Below are 15,004 nucleotides of genomic sequence, written 5' to 3'. Positions count from 1 at the left end.
ATGGTCAGCCCTCCAAGAGCCGACCACCCATGAATCATTGAAAAATCGATTCGGGAATCCTAAAAATTCAGAGGAATCCGACAATCTGCCAAAGTAGTGTTAGAGCGCGTCTCCACGAGATCAACTGGAATGACGAGCGAAGCGAAAGATCGCGCGTAAGTGAAAGAAAGCGTTCTGCTGACAACTGAGTTCTCTTAGTCTTCCGGAAGAGATGGTGCAGCTCAATCACCACTTTCTTAGGATCGATCGCAAACACCATGCGCGCATCTACGTGCGCTGAAGTCCATCTCGAACCGATGGTGTTTGCGATCGCTCGATGGGTGCGCCAAGCAAAGCTGCCGCACCGGAGTGACGTCGGCGCGCGGGGAAGAATTTAGCCATCTCGCTGGCGGAGAGCGCAAGTGATTGTTTTGTTTCAGACAGGGCTTTAGCGGGTAAGCCTGTCGGTGCCACGCAGGGTCAGTTTTATAACAATCCGCATCCTAGCAGCTATCTAGCTCTACAGACGTGGGTTTTTGTATTCAACCACCGCTGGCACACTCGTTGCAGACCCTCGCGCAACAGGCGGCTGTTAGCCCTTTGCATCGACATGCAGAGGGGCAGGCCGCCCCCCTGATGGCACGCGAGCGAGTAAAGAAGACGATATGACCAATCGCTGGAGGGCAGGCATGACATCACCGAGACGCGTCTTGGTCAGCGATTCCGTCGACAAATCAACAGCGTCACGCATGGTGCTCGCAAGCGCTTAGCCGAGATGAGCTGCAACATTATGATCGGCCGCTGGATCCGGAAGCCCGCGAAGTTGCGTTCGGTAGGACCGGCCATGGAGATTTGCACGCTTTACACCTCAACGCCGGATCGGAAATCCGTCGATCTACCGGAAAAGCGTCGCTTCTTCATTTGAGACGACAATGGAAAGGAAATTTGTATGAGCCGAGCAACTACCGAAAGCGTCGCAGAGATCAAGGCGCGCAACAAGCAGCTAATTGATGAGGTGTTGAAGGTCTACCCAGAGAAGACCGCCAAAAGGCGCGCCAAGCATCTGAGTGTTCACGAGGCGGGAAAGTCGGATTGTGGCGTCAAATCCAATATCAAGTCCATTCCGGGCGTAATGACCATCCGCGGCTGCGCCTACGCGGGCTCCAAGGGCGTGGTCTGGGGGCCGATCAAGGACATGATCCACATTAGCCACGGTCCGGTCGGCTGTGGTCAGTACTCATGGGGCTCGCGGCGCAACTACTACGTCGGCACGACCGGCATCGACACGTTCGTGACACTGCAGTTCACTTCCGATTTCCAGGAAAAGGATATCGTGTTCGGCGGAGATAAAAAGGTCACCAAACTCATCGACGAGCTGCAGGAGCTGTTTCCTCTCAACAGGGGCATTACCATTCAGTCCGAATGTCCAATTGGTTTGATCGGTGACGATATCGAGGCAGTCTCCAGAGAAAAGTCAAAGCAATATGGCGGCAAAACCATCGTGCCTGTGCGGTGCGAGGGTTTTCGTGGAGTGTCACAATCGCTCGGCCATCACATCGCGAACGACGCCGTTCGAGATTGGATCTTCGACAAGAGCGCCCCAGAAGCCAGCTCTAAATTTGAGCCGACCCCATATGACGTCGCCATCATCGGTGACTACAACATCGGCGGCGACGCCTGGTCGTCACGGATCCTGCTCGAAGAAATGGGCCTGCGCGTCATCGCCCAGTGGTCCGGGGATGGATCTCTCGCTGAATTGGAGGCGACGCCGAAAGCGAAGCTCAACATATTGCATTGCTATCGCTCGATGAACTACATCTCACGGCACATGGAGGAAAAATTTGGGATTCCCTGGTGCGAGTACAACTTCTTCGGGCCTTCCAAAATCGCGGAGTCGCTGCGCAAAATTGCAAGCTTCTTCGATGATAAGATCAAGGAGGGCGCCGAGCGCGTCATCGCGAAATATCAGCCGCTGGTCGATGCGGTGACCGCGAAATACCGGCCGCGGCTCGATGGCAAGACCGTAATGCTGTTCGTAGGCGGCCTACGTCCTCGCCACGTCATCGGCGCGTATGAGGACCTCGGCATGGATGTTGTCGGCACAGGCTATGAGTTCGGTCACAACGACGACTATCAGCGCACCGCCCAGCACTACGTCAAGGACGGCACGCTGATCTACGACGATGTCACCGGCTACGAATTCGAGCGCTTCGTAGAAAAGATCCGGCCCGACCTCGTCGGCTCCGGTATCAAGGAAAAATACGTCTTCCAAAAAATGGGCGTGCCGTTCCGCCAAATGCATTCCTGGGACTACTCGGGTCCTTACCACGGTTATGACGGCTTCGCGATCTTCGCCCGAGACATGGACATGGCAATCAACTCCCCGATCTGGGGGAAGACCAGCGCACCATGGAAGGACGCTCCGCGGCCGAGCCTCATGGCGGCGGAATAGGAAAGCCGACGCTCGGGCCCTTTCTTCCGCAGAGGAGGGAAGGGCAGGAGAACGAACACAAGAACCTGAAGAGTGCCATGATGACACAGAACGCCGAACACATCCTCGACCACTCTGAGCTTTTCCGGGGAGACGAATACCAGCAGATGCTGGCCAATAAGAAGGCGCTATTTGAGAATCCGCACGATCCCGCCGAAGTCGACCGTATCAGAGAATGGTCCAAGACGCCCGAATACCGCGAGAAGAACTTCGCCCGCGAGGCGCTAACTGTTAATCCGGCGAAGGCTTGCCAGCCGCTAGGTGCGGTGTTCGCCGCGCTCGGGTTCGAGCGCACACTGCCGTTCGTCCACGGCTCCCAGGGTTGCGTCGCGTATTATCGGAGCCATTTGTCGCGGCACTTCAAGGAGCCGACCTCGTGCGTCTCCTCGTCCATGACGGAAGACGCGGCTGTGTTCGGGGGGCTCAACAACCTGACCGACGGGCTTGCCAACAGCTACAACATGTACAAGCCGAAGATGATCGCGGTCGCCACGACCTGCATGGCGGAAGTCATTGGCGACGACCTCAACGCCTTCATCAAAACATCGAAGGAAAAAGGTTCAGTCCCCGCGGACTACGACGTACCATTCGCTCACACTCCTGCATTCGTCGGTAGCCACATTACGGGCTACGACAACACGCTCAAGGGCATCCTCGAGCATTTCTGGGATGGCAAAGCCGGCACGGCGCCTAAACTCCAGCGCAAAGCGAACAACTGGATCAACTTCATCGGTGGCTTCGATGGCTACACTGTCGGAAACATCCGTGAGATCAAGCGCATCTTCGAGCTGATGGGGATCGGCTACACGATCCTCGCGGATAACAGCGATGTGTTCGATACCCCCACCGACGGCGAGTTCCGCATGTATGATGGCGGCACCACACTAAAGGATGCCGCGAACGCAGTCCATGCGAAGGCAACCATTTCCATGCAGCAATATTGTACGGAGAAGACGTTGCCCTTCATCAAGGGGCACGACCAGGAGGTCGTCGCCTTCAATCACCCGCTGGGTGTCAGCGCCACGGACGATTTCCTGATGACGCTGTCGCGTATCACCAACAAGGCAATTCCCAATGCGCTGGAGCGGGAGCGCGGGCGTCTGGTAGACGCAATGGCTGATTCTAGCGCGCATGTTCACGGCAAGAAGTTCGCGATCTACGGCGATCCCGACCTCTGCTATGGCCTGGCCGCATTCTTGCTGGAGCTTGGCGCTGAGCCGACGCACGTGCTCTCGACCAACGGAAGTAAGGCCTGGGAGCAGAAGATGCAGGCGCTGTTCGCGAGCTCGCCGTTCGGTAAAAACTGCCGCGCCTTCCCGGGCAAGGATCTCTGGCACATGCGTTCGCTCCTGTTCACAGAACCAGTCGATTTCCTGATCGGTAACACCTATGGCAAGTATCTCGAGCGTGACACTGGAACGCCGCTAATCCGCATCGGGTTTCCCATCTTCGATCGCCATCATCACCATCGTTATCCAGTGTGGGGCTATCAGGGTAGCATGAATGTGCTGGTCAAGATTCTCGACAAGATCTTTGATGAGATCGATCGAAAAACCAGCTCAGTTGGCAAGACAGACTACAGCTTCGACATCATACGTTGAGGCGAGCGCCCCGCCTCATTGTCCGCAGGAACAGCGGCGCTGTGGTGGGGATCCCGGGTTATCCGCCGGACCATCCTCTTGGTCTGTGCGAATGTCTTGACATCCCCGAAAGAGACGCCATGACTTCGCTTCCCACGACCATACAGGACGTCTTTAACGAACCGGGCTGCGCCAGGAACGCGAGCAAGTCGAACGTCGAGCGCAAGAATGGATGCACCAAGCAGCTGAAGCCGGGCGGCGTCGCCGGTGGGTGTGCCTTCGATGGCGCCAAAGTCGCACTGCAGCCCTTCACCGATGTTGCCCATCTTGTGCATGGTCCAATCGCCTGTGAGGGCAATTCCTGGGACAATCGCGGTTCCGCCTCCTCCGGCTCCGATCTGTGGCGCAGAAGCTTCACCACAGATATGAGCGAGACCGACATCGTGTTCGGCGGCGAGAAGCGGTTGTACAGGGCAGTCAAGGAGATCACAGAGAAATACGACCCGCAGGCCATCTTCGTCTACCAGACATGCGTGCCCGCAATGATCGGTGACGACATCGATATGGTCTGCAAGGCGGCCTCCGCCAAATTTGGCAAACCGGTCATTCCCATCAATGCACCGGGATTTGTGGGGTCGAAGAACCTTGGCAACAAGCTCGCGGGCGAAGCACTGCTGGAGCACGTCATCGGTACCGGAGAGCCCGATTACACCACTGCGTATGACATCAACATCATCGGCGAATACAACCTGTCCGGCGAACTCTGGCAGATCAAGCCGCTGCTCGATGAGCTCGGAATCCGGGTCCTGTCGTGCATCTCGGGGGACGGCAAGTATCGCGAGGTCGCTTATTCGCACCGAGCCAAAGCCGCGATGATGGTCTGCTCAAAGGCAATGATAAACGTCGCACGCAAGATGAGGCAGCGCTACGGCATCCCGTTTTTTGAAGGCTCGTTCTACGGTATTGAGGATTCCAGCGATTCACTGCGCCAGATCGCGCGCATGCTGATCGAACGCGGCGCGCCGGCTGAGCTGATGGAGCGCACGCAAGCCCTGATCGCACGCGAAGAGACCAAAGCCTGGGCTGCGATTGAACGTTTCAAACCACGCTTTGCCGCCAAGAGGGTTGTTCTCATCACCGGTGGCGTGAAATCCTGGTCGATGGTGGCCGCTTTGCAAGAGGCCGGACTCGAGATCGTCGGCACGTCCGTGAAGAAATCGACCAAGAAGGACAAGGAACGTATCAAGGAATTAATGGGCCAGGACGCCCACATGATCGAGGACATGTCGCCTCGCGAGATCTACAAGATGCTGAAGGACGCAAAAGCCGACATCATGCTCTCCGGCGGCAAGTCGCAATTCGTCGCACTAAAGGCGGCGATGCCGTGGCTCGATATCAACCAGGAGCGCTGCCACGCCTACATGGGGTATATCGGGATTGTCAATCTCATGGAGGAGATCGAGAAAGCGCTCTACAATCCGATATGGGATCAGCTCCGCCAACCCGCGCCATGGGATGAGTTCGACCGGAAGCGTCAGGCAAGGACGGTTGCGCAGATGTATGCGCAAGCCGCTGATCCAGTTCGGGACGCGAGCAAGAACGGCGTCAATACGATAAGTTCCTCCAATGAAAGTGAGGCCAGCGGTGGTGAGAGCGCGATTGAGGCGCATGGCCCGAATCTCGCCAAGCCCGCCAGGCCGTGCACCAATTCCACCGCACGGTGCGTTGCTTGTAAGGACATTCGTTCCGATCTGCAGCCCCCGGCACTGCAGGCGGCGGAGTAGGGGGACGACATGGCGATCGTCACTACCTCGAAGAAAGCCTGTTCGGTCAATCCGCTCAAAATGAGCCAGCCGATCGGCGGCTCATTTGCCTTCCTGGGCCTGCGCGGCGCGATGCCGCTTTTGCACGGCCCGCAAGGTTGCACCTCCTTCGGGCTGACGCTGTTCGTGCGCCATTTCAATGAAGCCGTGCCGATGCAGACGACCGCCATGAGCGAGGTTGCCACCGTGCTCGGTGGCCACGAGAATCTCGAACAGGCGATCCTCAACATCTACAATCGCGTCAAGCCCGAGATCATTGGCATCAATTCGACTGGCGTCACTGAGACCAACGGCGATGACGTCGAAGCCTTCATCCGGTTGATCCGACAGAAGCATCCGAAGCTCGAAAAGCTCCCCCTTGTCTACGTCTCGACCCCGGATTTCAAGGATGCCTTTCAGGATGGCTGGGGCAAGACAGTGGCGCGGATGATCGAGGTGCTTGTGGCTCCGGTCGACACAGCGAGACCGCGCGATATCTCCCGCGTCAACGTACTACCTGGTTGTCACCTCACGCCCGGCGATCTCGACGAGCTTCGCACGATTTTTGAGGATTTTGGGCTCAAGCCCTCGTTCCTGCCGGACGTTGCCGGTTCGCTGGACGGTCACATCCCCGACGAATTCACGCCCACCACGATCGGGGGCATTGGAGTGGACGAGATTGCGACCATGGGGCAGGTGGCCTGGACGATCGCGATCGGCGCACAAATGCGCCGTGCGGCCGAGGCCATGCAGGTGCGGACAGGCACGCCGTTCCGCCTGTTCGAGCGGCTCTGTGGCCTTGTCCCAAATGACGAATTCATCGCCTTCCTGAGCCAGATCAGCGGCCGGTCGGTGCCCTGGAAATATCGCCGGCAGCGTGGACAGCTGGCAGACGCCATGCTGGATGCACATTTCCATATCGGCGGCCGCAAGCTCGCGATCGGCGCCGAGCCGGACTTGTTATTCGATCTCTCCAGCTTGCTCCACGAAATGGGCGCACAGGTAAGTGCTGCGGTGACGACGACGAACTCACCGGTGCTCCAGCGGGTCAGGACCGAGGACGTCCTGATCGGCGATCTGGAGGATCTTGAAGAGCTTGCCAGGTCGCGTGACTGCGACCTCTTGATGTCGCATTCACATGGCCGCCAGGCCGCTTCGCGACTCAATGTCCCGTTCTTCCGGGTCGGCTTTCCGATGTTCGATCGCGTTGGCGCTGCGCACCTCACGATCGCTGGCTATCGCGGCACGCGCGATCTGATCTTTGACATCGCCAATCTGATCATCACCGACCGCGAAGCCAACCATGGGCCGACGCCCGACACCTGGCGATCAACCTGCGGCGGGCCGCAGGCCAATCCGCCCCAGTTGCATTGAGCAGGTAGAGAAAACAACCCGGATGAAAGTTGCATTCGCCACTCAGGACTTGAAGCACGTCGATGCCCACTTCGGCTGGGCCAAGAACATCGCGATCTACGAGGTCGACCCGGACGGGCATCGGTTTATTGAGGCGATCCAGTTCGAGGGTGACCTCACCGAAGACGGCAATGAGGATAAGCTCGCGCCGAAGATCGAGGCGATCAGGGAGTGCGCAATCCTCTATGTTGCGGCGATTGGCGGCTCGGGTGCTGCGCGAGTCGTCGCCAGGAACATCCATCCCATGAAGGTGCTGCAGCCAGAGCCCATCCACGATCTTTGCGTCAAACTCGAAACCGTGCTGAAGGGGTCGCCGCCGCCCTGGCTGCGGAAGCTGCTCACCAAAAGCCGTGAACGTACGCTGGATTTCGAAGCCTGAAGGAACAAAGATGGCCGATCCCTCTGAAGTCACTCCAGCCGCCGCCGCGGCGGAGGGGCCATTTCTGAAAGAGCTCATCAAGATCTGGCGCGCCCAGGACACCCACTGCGCCTGGGAGGGCAAAACGGATCTCGAGCTGCTCGAACCCTACGTTCTCGACAAGCGCAAGCGCCGTGCGCTGCCGATCGTCGGCAATCCCGACCCGGACACGACATGGCGGCTGGAGCTGTTCTTCGACGCCGTTGCGCTCTCGATCGAGAAGGCGACCGGTGTGATGATCTCGCCAATGCTGAAGATGCATCACGAAGGGTTCGGTCGGATCGTGCTGATCGGCGGCCGGCTCGTTGTCGTGAGCAAGCACCTGCGCGACGTGCATCGCTTTGGTTTCGACCATCTCTCTGATCTCGCCAATCAAGGCGACAAATTCGTCAACAGTGGCGTTCAGATGATCCGTAAGTTCCCGGAAGTGGCGAGTTGTTGAGGCAAGTGTGAGCGACATCGAAATTCTGAAAGCGGAAATAAAGAAGCTGTCGGCCAAGGCGGCTCAGGCCAAGATGGACCTCCACGACCTCTCCGAGGAGCTGCCGGTCAACTGGTCGTCGATCCTGAGCGTGGCCCAGAAGGCCCACGCTGCCTTCAGCGAGCTCGAAAGCAAACGCCAATATCTCCAGGCGCTGGACAAAACATAACGGACGGTTAGCCATGTCATTCAGGACCCGCGACGGTCGCAATTGGAGGCCGGACTACCTGGTTGCTATCGATCCCAAGAAGTGCATCGGCTGCGGCCGCTGCTACAAGATCTGCGGCCGTGAGGTCATGACGCTGAAGGGGCTAAGTGAGGGTGGCGAGATCATCGATCTCGACGAGGACGACGATGAGCTCGAAAAGAAGGTCATGGTGCTGAAGGACGAAGGCGCTTGCATCGGCTGCAGCGCCTGCGCCCGGGTGTGCCCAACAAACTGTCAGACCCACACACCACCTGGTTGACTTAGCTTTCTCCGACGAGATCGACGAGCCAGTTGTCAGATAGTAGCTGGTAGGGAACGCCCAGATCCTACCTGTTCTGGCGTGAAGCCGGCAGTTTCCGAATCGGCCGCGACCTCGCATGGGCCCCGGCGGCGAAGGCCGGCAGGATCGTGAAAACGACAACGCCGACACCGTCGTTGAAGAGTGACTCGCCCTGCATCTCGACCTTTCAGGTGCCTTTACATTTTGAGCGTACCCATGACCGCCACCGCATCGGTCAGGCTGATGAGCGCGCCAAACACCAGCTCCCAGGACAGCGGCAGCGACTGACCAAGGAGACCAGCGGCCTGCCAGAATAGAAAGCCACTACGGCGCGGCTTACCAATGTTGCGAGATCGACGTGGAGCGCTCCCGCGAAGAGCTAGAATTCTAGCATCCCGTTCATGACGACCGACGTGAAGTCGATCTGGAGCACTGTCTTTGTTAGCGCTTCGAACAGATGCTGTTCTGGCAACGAACGCAGAGATCCCGCGTTTACCTGACGCTTCTAGCTCGATCGCAAGGCTCGCGAATAGTGATGACGAAACAGTGGATCAGCATACCGTAAACCCTGTGCAAAAAAGCGGGCTTCGTGCCCCAACCATTTATTGGGAACGGCGTGCGTGGATCTCATCATGGCTTGGCTGCAACAGCGGCGAGAGGCCGGATATACTAAGCAACTGGAATCGTCATTCAGGAGAACTGATAAAGAAGGTGTCGCCGGTCTGACGTCTGATGACTATCCGACACTGTTCTGTCGCCTTTGTTGGTCCGCGACACCGGCCTATTTCGCCGAGCTCTTGTCTGGCCGCAGGCTAATCCGCTGAAAAGCAATCACAATCTTTTCTTCTGCTGGGTCGGCCAAATTGGCACGAGTTTTGAAACCCTTCGTTGCGAGCTGGGAGCCGCCGACCGACCTTCATTTCGTGGATGACATCGCGATCGATGGAGCGAAGAAAGAAAAGCAAAATGGCAAATCCGCATCAGATAGCATTCTATGGGAAGGGGGCCTCGGCGAAATCGCCCCCTAACAAACAGGCTCGCCGCCCGCACTACTGCATCGTCGTGGCGCTGGCCAGGCTTGAACTCAAGGTGGTGTTCGGTTCGATCTTCCAGCGCTTTCCCGCGCTGCGCCTGGCCGTGGCGCCCGAAGGAGCGAAGTTGCGCAAGGAGATCATCACTGGCGGGTTCGAGGGGTTTCCGGTGCTCTGGTGATGCTCGGACGCCGCCGGGAATCGCGATGTTCTCCGCAATTTGCCGGCGCGCCTGGCGCGCGCCGATCAGATCAGCCAGCCAACAGGTAACCAAGATGGACGTGCAAGAAACCACGGCAGCATGCCGGGACGCCTTCGCCGAACTGGCGTCGCCAGCGCGCATCCACGACCCGTATCCGTTTATGCACTGGTTGCGCGAGCACGATCCCGTGCATCGCGCGGCGTCGGGCCTCTTTCTGTTGAGCCGCCACGCCGACATCTACTGGGCGCTCACGGCCACGGGCGATGCGTTTCGGGCACCGGCGCCGGGCGAACTGGCGCGCCACTTCCCGCGTGCGGCGAGCAGCCTATCACTCAATCTGCTGGCGTCTACACTAGCGATGAAGGACCAGCCGACGCATACGCGTCTGCGCCGGCTGATCTCGCCCGATTTCACCATGCGCCAGATCGACAACCTGCGGCCGAGCATCGCGCGCATCGTCGCAGCGCGCCTGGATGGCATGGCGCCCGCGCTGGAGCGCGGGGAGGCGGTGGACCTGCATCGGGAATTCGCGCTGGCCTTGCCCATGCTGGTCTTGGCGGAACTGTTCGGCATGCCCCAGGACGACATGTTCGGGCTCGCCGCCGTCATCGACCCCATTCTGAAAGGCCTGGGCCCGCACGCCAGCGACGCCCAGCTCGCCACGGCGGACGCGGCCAGCGCCAGGGTGCAGGCCTACTTCGGCGACCTCATACAGCGCAAGCGCACCGATCCCCGCCACGACATCGTGTCGATGCTGGTCGGCGCACACGACGACGATGCCGACACGCTGTCGGATGCGGAGTTGATCAGCATGCTTTGGGGCATGCTGCTGGGCGGCTTCGCAACCACTGCTGCGACCATCGACCATGCGGTCCTGGCGATGCTGGCGTATCCCGAACAGCGGCACTGGCTTCAGGGAGACGCCGTGGGGGTGAAGGCATTCGTCGAAGAAGTCCTGCGCCGCGACTCGCCCGTCATGTTCAGCGCCACTCTGCGTATCGCCCAGCGCGACATCGAGTTGGGCGGCGTGGTGATCCCGAAGAACGCGGACGTGCGCGTGCTGATCGCGGCCGGCAATCGCGACCCGGACGCCTTCGCCGATCCCGACCGCTTTGATCCCGCGCGGTTCTACGGCACCAGTCCTGGCATGTCGACCGACGGGAAGATCATGCTGAGCTTCGGCCACGGCATCCGCTTTTGCCTCGGTGCGCAACTGGCCAGGGTGCAGTTGGCCGAGAGCCTGCCGCGGATCCAGGCGCGCTTCCCCACGCTGGCATTGGCCGAGCCGCCGACGCGGGAGACCTCCGAGTTCCTTAGGACGTTCCGCGCGCTGCCGGTGCGGCTGCATGCGCAGGGGGGCTGAGATGCGCATCTTGGTCGACCAGGATATGTGCGCAACCAGCGGGCAGTGCGTGCTGACGCTGCCGGGCACCTTTCGCCAACGCGAACCCGACGGTGTGGCCGAAGTGTGCGTGGCGACGGTCCCGCAGGCGCTGCACGCCGCCATGCGACTCGCGGCCAGCCAGTGCCCGGTCGCCGCCATTCGGGTCATCGAAAGCGACGCTGGTGATGACGAGCGCGCCAGCGTCGGCCCTGCGCCTTCTCCTGCGGGGGCCGAGCGGCATGCCGCGAAAGACCAACGCAATCCAGGAGGACACGATGGCACGGTTTGAAGGCAAGGTGGCCGTGGTGACCGGCGCCGGCGCCGTTGGCAAGGCATGCGCCCTCGCCATCGCACGCGAGGGCGGCAGAGTGGTAGTGGCCGACATTGATGGCTCGGCGGCCATCGCCTGCACCGCGCAGGTCGCGGCCGAAGCGGGCCACGCGCTGGCCCTGGCCATGGACATCGCCGATGCGCGCAGCGCTGCTCGAGACTGCGGAGCGGCACTTCGCTGGTGTCGACCTGCTGGTGGAGCGACATGCATCTGACCCCGCGCCACCGTGCGATCCTCGACCTGGACCTGGCGGTCTGGGATCAGAACATGGCGACCAATCTGCGCGGCATGCTGCTCTGCTGCCGGCAGGCCATATGCCCGCGGCGGTGGCGCGATCGTCAACATGTCGTCGTGCCAGGGGCTCAGCGGTGACACCGCGCAGACGTCCTACGCCGCGTCGAAGGCGCCGATGAAAATGCTGTCGGCCTCGCTCGCCACCCAGTACGGTCATGCGCAGATCCGCTGCAACGCGATTGCGCCGGGTCTCGTCATGACGGAGCGTCTCCTCGCCAAGCTGCACGAGTGCATGCAACGGCATCTGCGCCGGCACCAGCTCCTGCCGCGCGTCGGCTGGCCCGAGGGACGTGGCCGCGCTGATGGCATTCCTGCTCTACGACGATGCTGCGTTCATCACCGGCCAGGTCGTGTGCATCGACGGCGGCATGCTGGCGCATGTGCCGACGTACGCCGACGGTGGCAACAGCCGCGCCGCGCGGCCTGCCGGCACACCGCCGAAGCGGCCGCGGCGCCGCGCTGCTGATGGACATGCTGCTCAACCCGCTGGACCGTCGGCACCGGCTGCGGCACGACATCCCGGTCGTGCCCGGCGCTTTCCCCCTGGTCGGGCATCTTCCCGCCATTGTCTGCGACCTGCCGCGCCTACTGCGGCGCGCGGAACGGACGCTGGGCAGCCACTTCTGGCTGGATTTCGGCCCTGCCGGACACCTGATGACCTGCGTGGATCCGGATGCGTTCGCACTGCTCCGGCACAAGGACGTGTCCTCGGCGCTGATCGAAGAGATCGCGCCCGAATTGCTTGGCGGAACGTTGGTTACCCAGGACGGCGGCGCGCACCGGCAGGCGCGCGATGCGATCAAGGCGGCGTTCCTGCCCAAGGGGCTGACCCAGGCCGGCATCGGCGACCTGTTCGTGCCCGTCATCCGGGCACGGGTGCAGGCGTGGCGCGACCGCGGCGACGTAACCATCCTGCGCGAAACCGGCGACCTGATGCTCAAGCTCATCTTCAGCCTCATGGGAATCCCCGCGCAGGACCTGCCGGGATGGCATCGCAAGTACCGGCAAGTGGTGCAGTTGATCGTCGCGCCCCCGGTCGACCTGCCCGGACTGCCCTTGCGGCGCGGCCGCGCCGCCCGCGACTGGATCGACGCGCAGTTGCGCCAGTTCGTCCGCGACGTGCGCGCGCATGCCGCGCGCACGGGGTTGATCAACGAGATGGTGAGCGCTTTCGATCGCAGCGAAGATGCGCTCTCCGATGACGTCCTGGTCGCCAATATCCGCTTGCTGCTGCTTGCGGGTCACGACACCACTGCCTCGACGATGGCCTGGATGGTGATCGAGCTGGCGCGGCAGCCTGTGCTGTGGGACGCCCTGGTCGAGGAGGCGCAACGCGTGGGCGCGGTGCCGACCCGGCACGCGGACCTGGCGCAGTGTCCGGTCGCCGAGGCGCTGTTCCGCGAGACGCTGCGCGTGCATCCGACGGCCACGCTCCTGCCGCGTCGCGCGCTGCAGGAATTGCAACTCGGCCAACGGCGCATTCCCGCGGGCACCCATCTGTGCATCCCGCTGCTCCATTTCTCGACCTCTGCGCTGCTGCACGAGGCGCCTGATCAGTTCCGCCTGGCGCGGTGGCTGCAACGCACGGAGCCGATCCAGCCGGTGGACATGCTGCAGTTCGGTACCGGCCCACACGTCTGCATCGGCTACCACTTGGTATGGCTGGAACTGGTGCAGTTCTGCATCGCCTTGGCGCTGACCATGCACAAGGCCGGGGTGCGGCCGCGGTTGCTGAGCGGCGTCGAAAAAGGCCGGCGCTATTACCCGACCGCACATCCGTCCATGACAATCCGCATCGAATTCTCATGAGCTGGCATCGCATCCCCGTGTGGCGAGGCAGCGGCGCCGGCGACGCGCGGCATTGCTGCACTCGGCGCGTGCGCTCGGTGCGACGCCGGCAACACCGCGGCGGCTCGGCGCTCGCCGTGGCCGTGTCAGGTACAAGGACATGAACAACATGCAGACCGGTTCTACGCTACAGGACGACCGAACTGGCGTTTCCGCGCTCGGCGGATTGGGCGCGCAGGTGCGCGGCGCGTCCGGCAGGCTGCTGCCGGAGATCTGGATGCAGGACGGCGCAAAGCGGGTCGAACAGACGCTGGCGCGTCTTCTCTGCGCCGAAGACAATGGTGAGACCGAGCTGATGGCGGCGATGCGCTACGCCACCTTGAATGGCGGCAAGCGCACCCGCGCCTTGCTCTGTCTGGCTGCCGGCGCACTGGCTGACACGCCGGCGCACATGCTCGAGAACGTCGGCGCCGCCCTCGAGATGATGCATGCCTGTACCCTGGTCCACGACGACCTGCCCGCGATGGACGACGACGTGCTTCGCCGCGGCCTCCCGACCGTGCACGTCAAGTTCGGCGAAGCCACTGCGATCCTGGTCGGCGATGCGCTGCAGGCGCACGCCTTCCTGACCCTGGCGAGCCTGGATGCGCCGGGCGACAACCGTATCGCGCTCGTGCGCGAACTGGCGCAGGCGGTGTCCGCCGAGGGTGCCGCAGGCGGGCAGGCGATGGATCTGTCGCTGGTCGGAAAGCACGTCGAGCTGGACAGGATCGTGGCGATGCACCGGATGAAGAGCGGAGCGCTAGTGCGCGCGTCCGTTCGCATGGGCGCGCTATGCGCCATCGCGGAGGATGCCGCGCACGCTGCGCTGTACTGTGCGCTCGATCGCTACACCGCCTGTTTCGGCCTGGCGTTGCAGGTGGTCGACGACATTCTCGACGCGACAGCTGATACCGCGACGCTGGGCAAGACCCCCGGCAAGGACGCGGCGGCGCAGAAGCCGACCTGCGCGTCGATCATGGGGCTGCAGGCAGCGCGCCAGTTCGCGCTGGATTTGTTGCGCGACGCCGGGGAGGCCATCGCTCCACTGGGCCCTCGTGCGGAACGGTTGGCGCAGATGCTGCAGCGGGCCAACGCGTATCTGTTCAACCACGCGCCATGCGCATGAGCGCGCCCGTCCGCATGGAGTCGCCCCTGTGCCGCTGCGATCGCCCGGCGGCAGCGGTGCATGCTGCACTGTGTCCGAGTCCGCGGCGCGCGATCGCAGCGGTTGCCCAGCACGGCCGCGGCGCGCTGCGCGCAAGCCTATGCGGCGGACCGGC

At 61.7% G+C, this 15,004-nt stretch carries 14 protein-coding genes and 1 pseudogene; all 15 read left to right on the top strand.

All coding sequences use genetic code 11. From position 1 onward, the window contains the following. The first annotated feature begins 928 nt into the window (after positions 1-928). The 15 genes and pseudogenes from nifD (at position 929) to IVA87_RS15305 (ending at position 14,850) form a co-directional block, all read left to right on the top strand. A complete protein-coding gene (gene nifD / locus IVA87_RS15375; protein ID WP_247297508.1) occupies positions 929-2,431 on the top strand; it encodes a nitrogenase molybdenum-iron protein alpha chain in 1,503 nt (500 codons plus the stop codon). Positions 2,432-2,511: 80 nt separating this feature from the next. Next, positions 2,512-4,071: a nitrogenase molybdenum-iron protein subunit beta gene (nifK, locus tag IVA87_RS15370; protein ID WP_247279069.1), complete on the top strand. Its 1,560-nt coding sequence runs from the start codon at positions 2,512-2,514 to the stop codon at positions 4,069-4,071. A 119-nt stretch (positions 4,072-4,190) separates the two neighbouring features. Continuing rightward, complete coding sequence (gene nifE / locus IVA87_RS15365; protein ID WP_247334090.1) at positions 4,191-5,834, top strand: nitrogenase iron-molybdenum cofactor biosynthesis protein NifE; 1,644 nt, start codon at positions 4,191-4,193, stop codon at positions 5,832-5,834. A 9-nt stretch (positions 5,835-5,843) separates the two neighbouring features. Next, entirely contained in the window at positions 5,844-7,226 is a 1,383-nt protein-coding gene (gene nifN / locus IVA87_RS15360; protein ID WP_247334080.1) for a nitrogenase iron-molybdenum cofactor biosynthesis protein NifN, read from the top strand. A gap of 22 nt (positions 7,227-7,248) precedes the next feature. Further along, positions 7,249-7,644, top strand: coding sequence for a nitrogen fixation protein NifX (gene nifX, locus IVA87_RS15355; protein ID WP_247334079.1), 396 nt, complete (start codon positions 7,249-7,251; stop codon positions 7,642-7,644). Between the two features lie 10 nt (positions 7,645-7,654). Further along, positions 7,655-8,125 (top strand): NifX-associated nitrogen fixation protein, encoded by a 471-nt coding sequence (locus tag IVA87_RS15350; RefSeq protein ID WP_247279039.1) that lies wholly within the window; start codon positions 7,655-7,657, stop codon positions 8,123-8,125. Between the two features lie 7 nt (positions 8,126-8,132). Further along, the gene (locus IVA87_RS15345) at positions 8,133-8,333 is read left to right on the top strand and encodes a CCE_0567 family metalloprotein (RefSeq protein WP_247297512.1); all 201 of its coding nucleotides are present in this window, start codon (positions 8,133-8,135) and stop codon (positions 8,331-8,333) included. A 13-nt stretch (positions 8,334-8,346) separates the two neighbouring features. Further along, positions 8,347-8,631 (top strand): ferredoxin III, nif-specific, encoded by a 285-nt coding sequence (fdxB, locus tag IVA87_RS15340; protein WP_247279041.1) that lies wholly within the window; start codon positions 8,347-8,349, stop codon positions 8,629-8,631. A gap of 1,065 nt (positions 8,632-9,696) precedes the next feature. Beyond that, positions 9,697-9,864: pseudogene (locus IVA87_RS15330) on the top strand (cytochrome); the annotation flags it as partial. A 94-nt stretch (positions 9,865-9,958) separates the two neighbouring features. Then, complete coding sequence (locus IVA87_RS15325) at positions 9,959-11,248, top strand: cytochrome P450 (RefSeq protein ID WP_247334078.1); 1,290 nt, start codon at positions 9,959-9,961, stop codon at positions 11,246-11,248. A gap of 1 nt (position 11,249) precedes the next feature. Next, positions 11,250-11,558: a ferredoxin gene (locus tag IVA87_RS15320; protein WP_247279043.1), complete on the top strand. Its 309-nt coding sequence runs from the start codon at positions 11,250-11,252 to the stop codon at positions 11,556-11,558. After that, complete coding sequence (locus IVA87_RS35395) at positions 11,545-11,814, top strand: SDR family NAD(P)-dependent oxidoreductase (RefSeq protein WP_346658364.1); 270 nt, start codon at positions 11,545-11,547, stop codon at positions 11,812-11,814. The genes IVA87_RS15320 and IVA87_RS35395 overlap by 14 nt, the downstream gene beginning before the upstream one ends. Before the next feature lie 129 nt (positions 11,815-11,943). After that, positions 11,944-12,360, top strand: a complete 417-nt coding sequence (locus IVA87_RS35390) for an SDR family NAD(P)-dependent oxidoreductase (RefSeq protein ID WP_346658363.1) — start codon at positions 11,944-11,946, stop codon at positions 12,358-12,360. Continuing rightward, positions 12,360-13,703: a cytochrome P450 gene (locus IVA87_RS15310; protein ID WP_247334077.1), complete on the top strand. Its 1,344-nt coding sequence runs from the start codon at positions 12,360-12,362 to the stop codon at positions 13,701-13,703. The genes IVA87_RS35390 and IVA87_RS15310 overlap by 1 nt, the downstream gene beginning before the upstream one ends. 148 nt (positions 13,704-13,851) lie before the next feature. After that, positions 13,852-14,850 (top strand): polyprenyl synthetase family protein, encoded by a 999-nt coding sequence (locus tag IVA87_RS15305; RefSeq protein WP_247334089.1) that lies wholly within the window; start codon positions 13,852-13,854, stop codon positions 14,848-14,850. Positions 14,851-15,004: the final 154 nt, after the last annotated feature.

It is taken from the genome of Bradyrhizobium sp. 147 (assembly GCF_023073935.1).
In the GTDB taxonomy this organism is placed as follows: Bacteria; Pseudomonadota; Alphaproteobacteria; order Rhizobiales; family Xanthobacteraceae; genus Bradyrhizobium.
Note: the sequence above shows the minus strand (reverse complement) of the source record. Positions and strands in the feature narration are given on the sequence as shown.

Coding starts and splice junctions, on each gene's coding strand:
- nifN (WP_247334080.1), top strand. CDS start 5,844: ATGGCGATCGTCACTACCTCGAAGAAAGCCTGTTCGGTCAATCCGCTC.
- IVA87_RS15305 (WP_247334089.1), top strand. CDS start 13,852: ATGCAGACCGGTTCTACGCTACAGGACGACCGAACTGGCGTTTCCGCG.
- IVA87_RS35390 (WP_346658363.1), top strand. CDS start 11,944: ATGTCGTCGTGCCAGGGGCTCAGCGGTGACACCGCGCAGACGTCCTAC.
- nifK (WP_247279069.1), top strand. CDS start 2,512: ATGACACAGAACGCCGAACACATCCTCGACCACTCTGAGCTTTTCCGG.
- IVA87_RS15320 (WP_247279043.1), top strand. CDS start 11,250: ATGCGCATCTTGGTCGACCAGGATATGTGCGCAACCAGCGGGCAGTGC.
- IVA87_RS35395 (WP_346658364.1), top strand. CDS start 11,545: ATGGCACGGTTTGAAGGCAAGGTGGCCGTGGTGACCGGCGCCGGCGCC.
- IVA87_RS15350 (WP_247279039.1), top strand. CDS start 7,655: ATGGCCGATCCCTCTGAAGTCACTCCAGCCGCCGCCGCGGCGGAGGGG.
- nifD (WP_247297508.1), top strand. CDS start 929: ATGAGCCGAGCAACTACCGAAAGCGTCGCAGAGATCAAGGCGCGCAAC.
- IVA87_RS15310 (WP_247334077.1), top strand. CDS start 12,360: ATGGACATGCTGCTCAACCCGCTGGACCGTCGGCACCGGCTGCGGCAC.
- fdxB (WP_247279041.1), top strand. CDS start 8,347: ATGTCATTCAGGACCCGCGACGGTCGCAATTGGAGGCCGGACTACCTG.
- IVA87_RS15325 (WP_247334078.1), top strand. CDS start 9,959: ATGGACGTGCAAGAAACCACGGCAGCATGCCGGGACGCCTTCGCCGAA.
- nifX (WP_247334079.1), top strand. CDS start 7,249: ATGAAAGTTGCATTCGCCACTCAGGACTTGAAGCACGTCGATGCCCAC.
- nifE (WP_247334090.1), top strand. CDS start 4,191: ATGACTTCGCTTCCCACGACCATACAGGACGTCTTTAACGAACCGGGC.